The organism is Peribacillus sp., from assembly GCF_059453735.1.
Map to the genome: position 1 here is coordinate 1 of NZ_JAZVJO010000189.1, position 5,950 is coordinate 5,950.

Genomic DNA, 5,950 nt, shown 5'->3' on the forward strand with positions numbered 1-5,950 from the left:
TGCAATATCTTTAATCGTTCCAGCATCTCCGCCCATTCCGACTGTGCGGAACAATCCGTCAGTAGCAGGTGCTTGACAGTAGCGAGAGCAGTTGTCAACATCATTGGTTTCGAATACTTGACGTGCCATTTTTTGTATCACATAGTTCTCTTCATTAGTAATCTTGGAAGATGAAATGAAGCCGACAGAACCTTTTCCGTATTCCTGCTTAATAGAACCTAATTTGCTCGCAACAAGATCTAATGCTTCATCCCATGAAGCTTCGACAAATTCGCCGTTTTTACGGATTAATGGTTTAGTTAAACGTTCTTTTGAATTGACGAAATCCCAGCCGAACTTTCCTTTTACACAAGTAGAGATGGCATTAACAGGTGCGTCATGTGAAGGTTGAACTTTCAATATTTTACGATCCTTCGTCCAAACCTCGAATGAACAGCCTACACCACAGAAGGTACATACTGTTTTCGTTTTTTTCGTACGTTCTTCACGCATAGCCGCTTCAACTTCAGAAACAGCAAAAATCGTGGTGTAATCTGGTTCAACTGTTTTAATTAAATCGATCATCGGAGTAAGAATATCTTCCTCAAGACCTGTCATAAATCCAGCTTCACCGAGCATCGATTTTTCCATTAAAGCATTACATGGACAGATCGTTACACACTGACCACAGCCGACACATGATGATTCATTAATGGAAACACCTGCATCCCAGATGACACGTGGACGTTCAGCTTCCCAGTCAATTGATAGTGTTTCGTTAACTTGTAGACTTTGACATACCTCAACACACTGACCACAAGCAATACACTGATTGGCATCATAGCGGTAGAAGGGATGTGTCATATCGACATCCACAGGCGTTACCTTTGGTGTATAAGGATATTCCTGATGTGCTATTTCCATCATTTCAGCCGTATTATGTAGCTTACAATTACCATTGTTGTTATCACAAACGGTACAATAAAGCAGATGGTTTTCAAGAATGCGGTCCATTGCTTCCGTACGTGCTTCTTTGGCAGCAGGTGCTTGAAGATCAATAACCATGCCTTCTTTAGCAACGGTTGAGCAAGAACGGGCTAGTTTTCCATCAATTGAGACAATACACGTATCACATGTTTGAATCGGGTCAACTTCAGGAACATAGCAAATTTGCGGATGTTCAATTTTATTTTCATTAAGGATTTGCACGACAGTTTTGCCTTCCTCGGCAAAATACTGCTGATTATTAATCGTGACGGTGACATAGTTTGTTTCCATCGTTAAACCTCTTTCGTATAAAAAATAAAAAACCACCATATACAACACAGAAACCCACTTGGGGCATCAGTGAAGTATATGGTGGAATAGTTCATTAGCAGATCTTACTAAAGTACCAATCCAGATAGCTTAAGAAAGTTCACATGATAGACGCTTGACAATTCACGAATTACCAAGGGACCAACATTGGTTATTATACAGCTACTTTCTTGAATAAACAATAATAATTATAAAAAGAATGCTAAACCAGATTACTCAAGTAAAAAGTCGCATAATTAGGAATTATCCCAGTAAAACAAATAATAAACTTTTTAAGATAAAGCCTTTTACAAATAGACAGTATACCTAGTAGGATAATACTGTAGACTTATTGTATACAGGGGAAAAGAGGTATAGAGATGTCTAAAAAAGTTCATGAGTTTAATGATATTATAAGAAAACTGCGAAAGGATCTCTTTGGTAAAGGGCCTGAACGAATTCAGACCGTATTTGTCGATAACATGGTGATTTCTACACTCTATGGAAATCTAACACCAACTGAAAAATTTATTGCTCGTTCAGTAGATGGCCGTAACATGGTTCATGCCGCTAGAACCACCTTAATTCAGGATATTTATAAAGATAAGACACCTGAGGGAATGAACGAACTTATGGAGGCAAAACTTGTCCATTTATTTTCTGATATAAAAATTGAGGAAGATATTGGCGTATCGGTTTTTGTATTTGATCGACCTATTGGCGGTACGAAGGAGGGACAGTCATGAAACCTATCGAGATTAAACGGAAGGTCCTTCATTTTGAAAGTGGGAATGGAGAGTGGATCGAAGACCGAATTGTTACGGAATACGCTGTAACCGTAAAAATTAATGGTGAGGAATTTGTTACGATGGTTTGTTCACCTGAATATATTGAAGATATGGTGATAGGCTACCTTGCATCCGAAGGAATTATTAAAAGATATCAAGAAATTGAAAATATTTGGGTTCAAGAGAACGAAGGGTATGTGCATGTGAGCATCTCCAAGATTAATCCCTTTTATCAAAATTTCCAGAACAAGCGCTACATCACCTCTTGCTGCGGGATGAGCAGACAGGGATTCGTCTTTGTAAATGATGCCCTAACGGCGAAAAAAATGGATGCGATTACAATTAAAGTAACGCCTGATGATTGTTTTACTTTAATGAATAATCTTCAAGGTTCTGCTGACGTTTTTAAAAAAACCGGCGGTGTTCATAATGCAGCCTTATGTGATTTGGAAGGTAATACAATTACACGGTTGGATATTGGCCGTCATAATGCCCTTGATAAAATTTACGGCTATTGCTTAAAAAACAACATTGAAATACGCAACAAAGTGTTAGTATTCAGCGGACGGATTTCTTCTGAAATTCTCTTGAAAGTAGCTAAGATTGGCTGTGAAATTGTCGTTTCAAAATCAGCGCCGACAGAGCTTGCCCTGCAGGCAGCTGAAGAACTTGGGATTACAACGATTGGTTTTGTCCGTCATTCATCTTTAAATGTTTATACATGTCCAGAGCGGATCATCCAGCCAAGCTGACAACAAAAAGAGGAAAGCGAATCGCTTCCCTCTTTTTGTTATATTTTATGCGGTCCTTGACGCAGTCGGTAGAATTTGCGGAAGTTTTTCACAAGCGTTTTAATTACTGCGTAAAGCGGGATGGCAATTAATATGCCAATAAAGCCATATAAGGTTCCGGCTGCGAGTAAGAGCAGAATAACCGTCACGGGATGAATATTTAATCTTTTTCCCATGACATTAGGCGTAATCAGGTTTCCCTCTAATTGCTGAACCACCAATAGAATCACTAATACTTTTACAGCCATAATTGGATCTTGTTGTAGACCGACGAGTAAAGCGGGGATGACCCCAAGAAATGGTCCTAAAAATGGAACAATAATCAGACACATCGCAAACAGCGCTAGAATCAACGCGTAATCAAGACCAATAATAACATAACCAATATACATCATAATTCCATCTGCGAGCGCAATAATTGTTTGCCCGATGATGTAAGCGGAAAGAGTCTTGTCGACATCTTTTAAAATCACGTTTCCTTCATCTTCAACTTCATTAGGAATATATTTCAGTAGAAACGGACGAAGCTTGTCATCATCTTTTAAAAAGTAAAACAACAGAAAAGGGACGATGATGAGAACAGTCGCGATACTGGTTATGGTAGAGAAGACAGTCATTAAGTTCCCACTCATACTTGTTAGCAGCTTTTGACCAGAATCAACCGCTTTCTGTCGTAAATCTTCGTTTTGAAGGAGACCAAAGTCATGATCTTTTAGTGTTTGTTCAGATGTTAACGTAAATTCTTTCATCTTACCTGGGAATTCTTCCGATAAAGTACTTACCTGATCGCTTAGGACAGGTCCAGCGAAATAAGTTCCTAAAGTTAACAGACCTAAAATAATCGTAAAAACAAGAATGATACTAGCAAGTTTGGGCATGTAGCGCCCTAAGAGTTTAACAATCGGCCTTATAATATAGTATAGAAGACCAGTAAGTGCGACGGGAAAGAAGATGGTTGCTATTGTTTTTTGGAATGGCCAAAGAAAATAATCTATTTTCCCAAATAGAAAAATAATAATAATGGTTAAAATAATGCCTGTTGCATATTGAAAAAACGGTTTATGTATCCACACTGGGCATGCCCCTCCACAAAATGATGTTTGTCTTTCATACTTCCCTTTTTGTACGTCATGGTAAACTTTATGCAAAAAAAAAGCCTGAAAGCAGGAGAAAGACCCTATAAACTCCAATACTCTGGCTTAAATGAATTCTGTGAATAAGGAAGATATCTTCTATAAAGACGGCGATCGTCCTATGGACAAATTTTTACCCCTTTTGGGGAAGAATTCATTTGGAGAAGGTACGTAACATACTAGCTTACATTTCTAAGTTCAGTAAAAAAGGAAAATGTATGTTACAATTTATTCCTACTATTTTATATTAAAGAGGCGAATGACAATGAACAAAACAGGATTGGTTTTAGAGGGCGGCGGAATGCGCGGAGTTTTCACCGGGGGAGTCCTTCAATTCTTAATGGAAAAGGATATCTATCTTCCTTATGTCATCGGAGTATCGGCTGGTGCCTGCAATGGATCTTCTTATGTTGCACGGCAAATCGATCGCAACAGAATTGTAAATATCGATTATATCCGTCATCCTGAATATATGTCTGTTAAAAACTTGGTACGCAAGGGAGAATTGTTTGGAATGGAATTCATTTTCAACAAATTAGCCAATGAACTTGTTCCATTTGATTTTACTACCTTTAATCAAGCTACAGGTGAATTTGTGGTTGGAACGACCGATTGTTTGACGGGAGAACCTGTCTACTTTGATAAGACTACCTATCAAGATGACATCCTAACCATCATCCGGGCATCAAGTTCATTACCATTGATGGCTCCAATCATTTCTTATCAAGGTCATAGTCTATTAGATGGGGGTATCGCAGATCCTATTCCCTTGTTGAAAGCGGAAAAAGATGACTATAAAAAGAATGTAGTCATTTTAACTCAAAATAAAGGCTATATTAAAGGGCCTCAGTCTTTTAACTGGTATCTAAAACGTAAGTATGCACCTTATCAAGGATTGCTAACGGCAATTGCCCGTCGTCATCAAGTTTATAACGAAACGATTTCTTATATAGAGGAGCAAGAAAAACAGGGAAATGTATTTGTCATTCGTCCTTCAGAAAAAGTGGAGGTCGGGCGAATCGAGCGCAACCCAAGTAAGCTTAGCACTTTATATAATCAAGGATACCAGGAAGCAAGTAGAACTTTTGCAGCCCTTACTGAATTTTTATCTTAAATAAGCTGTGCCATTGTCAATATTATGTCATGGCTTTTTTCTTATCCGAGTGTGGATTACCTGCTCATTTCATTAAAAAGGATAAAAATTCCGAAAATTTCGTTATTTTAACTTGAAACATCGTTGATATAAGGAGTAAAATAAATTATAGTTTTAAAAGTACTACTAAATTTATACAACAAGGGGTTTTAGTAATGAAGGAATTCGATATGGAGATCACGCTAAGTACAACTAAGAAACAAAAACCACAAGCTGACAAATTAGAGTTTGGTAAGGTTTTTACAGATCACATGTTTATTATGGATTACATAACAGGCCAAGGATGGCATGATCCGAGAATCGTTCCGTATCAACAGATTACATTAGATCCCTCAGCGATGATTTTTCATTATGGCCAATCGGTTTTTGAAGGACTTAAAGCATATCTGACTAGTGAAAAAGAGATTTTCCTTTTTCGTCCCGAGAAAAACTTCCAGAGGTTAAATAAATCGAATGAACGTTTATGCATTCCGCATATTGATGTCGACACAGCCTTAGAAGCCTTGAAAGAATTAATTCGTGTGGATCAGGATTGGATTCCTGAAGCAAAAGGGACTTCTCTTTATATTCGTCCTTTTGTGATTGCAACTGAACCGTATCTAGGGGTAGCGCCTTCGAACCGCTATCAATTCATCGTCATTATGTCGCCAGTTGGCTCTTATTATAAAGAAGGCATTCATCCAATTCGAATTGCTGTTGAACAAGCATTTACCCGTGCTGTTAATGGAGGCACAGGTGAAGCGAAAACAGGCGGCAATTATGCATCTAGTCTAAAAGCACAAGAAGTTTCTGATAAGTCGGAGGCCAAGC

The 5,950-nt window shown here is 38.2% G+C and carries 6 protein-coding genes; 4 read left to right on the top strand and 2 right to left on the bottom strand.

Features of this window, described 5'->3' with window-relative positions:
- Window positions 1–1,257, bottom strand: a 1,257-nt coding sequence (locus AC52RT_RS06110) for a molybdopterin-dependent oxidoreductase (protein WP_495539922.1), incomplete at its 3' end; no start/stop codon positions are given.
- Window positions 1,258–1,655: 398 nt separating this feature from the next.
- Between AC52RT_RS06110 and AC52RT_RS06115 the strand changes: the two genes are divergently transcribed.
- Together AC52RT_RS06115 and fdhD are read left to right on the top strand one after the other, a co-directional pair.
- On the top strand, window positions 1,656–2,021 hold the full coding sequence (locus AC52RT_RS06115; RefSeq protein ID WP_495539923.1) for a Na-translocating system protein MpsC family protein: 366 nt from the start codon (window positions 1,656–1,658) through the stop codon (window positions 2,019–2,021).
- The gene (fdhD, locus tag AC52RT_RS06120) at window positions 2,018–2,815 is read left to right on the top strand and encodes a formate dehydrogenase accessory sulfurtransferase FdhD (RefSeq protein ID WP_495539924.1); all 798 of its coding nucleotides are present in this window, start codon (window positions 2,018–2,020) and stop codon (window positions 2,813–2,815) included. The genes AC52RT_RS06115 and fdhD overlap by 4 nt, the downstream gene beginning before the upstream one ends.
- Before the next feature lie 38 nt (window positions 2,816–2,853).
- Here the strand turns inward: fdhD and AC52RT_RS06125 are convergent, their stop codons facing one another.
- Entirely contained in the window at window positions 2,854–3,927 is a 1,074-nt protein-coding gene (locus tag AC52RT_RS06125; RefSeq protein WP_495539925.1) for an AI-2E family transporter, read from the bottom strand.
- A gap of 325 nt (window positions 3,928–4,252) precedes the next feature.
- Here AC52RT_RS06125 and AC52RT_RS06130 point away from each other — a divergent pair, with 325 nt between their 5' ends.
- Window positions 4,253–5,101, top strand: a complete 849-nt coding sequence (locus AC52RT_RS06130) for a patatin-like phospholipase family protein (RefSeq protein WP_495539926.1) — start codon at window positions 4,253–4,255, stop codon at window positions 5,099–5,101.
- Between the two features lie 194 nt (window positions 5,102–5,295).
- Window positions 5,296–5,950: branched-chain amino acid aminotransferase family protein (locus AC52RT_RS06135; RefSeq protein ID WP_495539927.1), on the top strand; the 655-nt coding region annotated here is incomplete at its 3' end.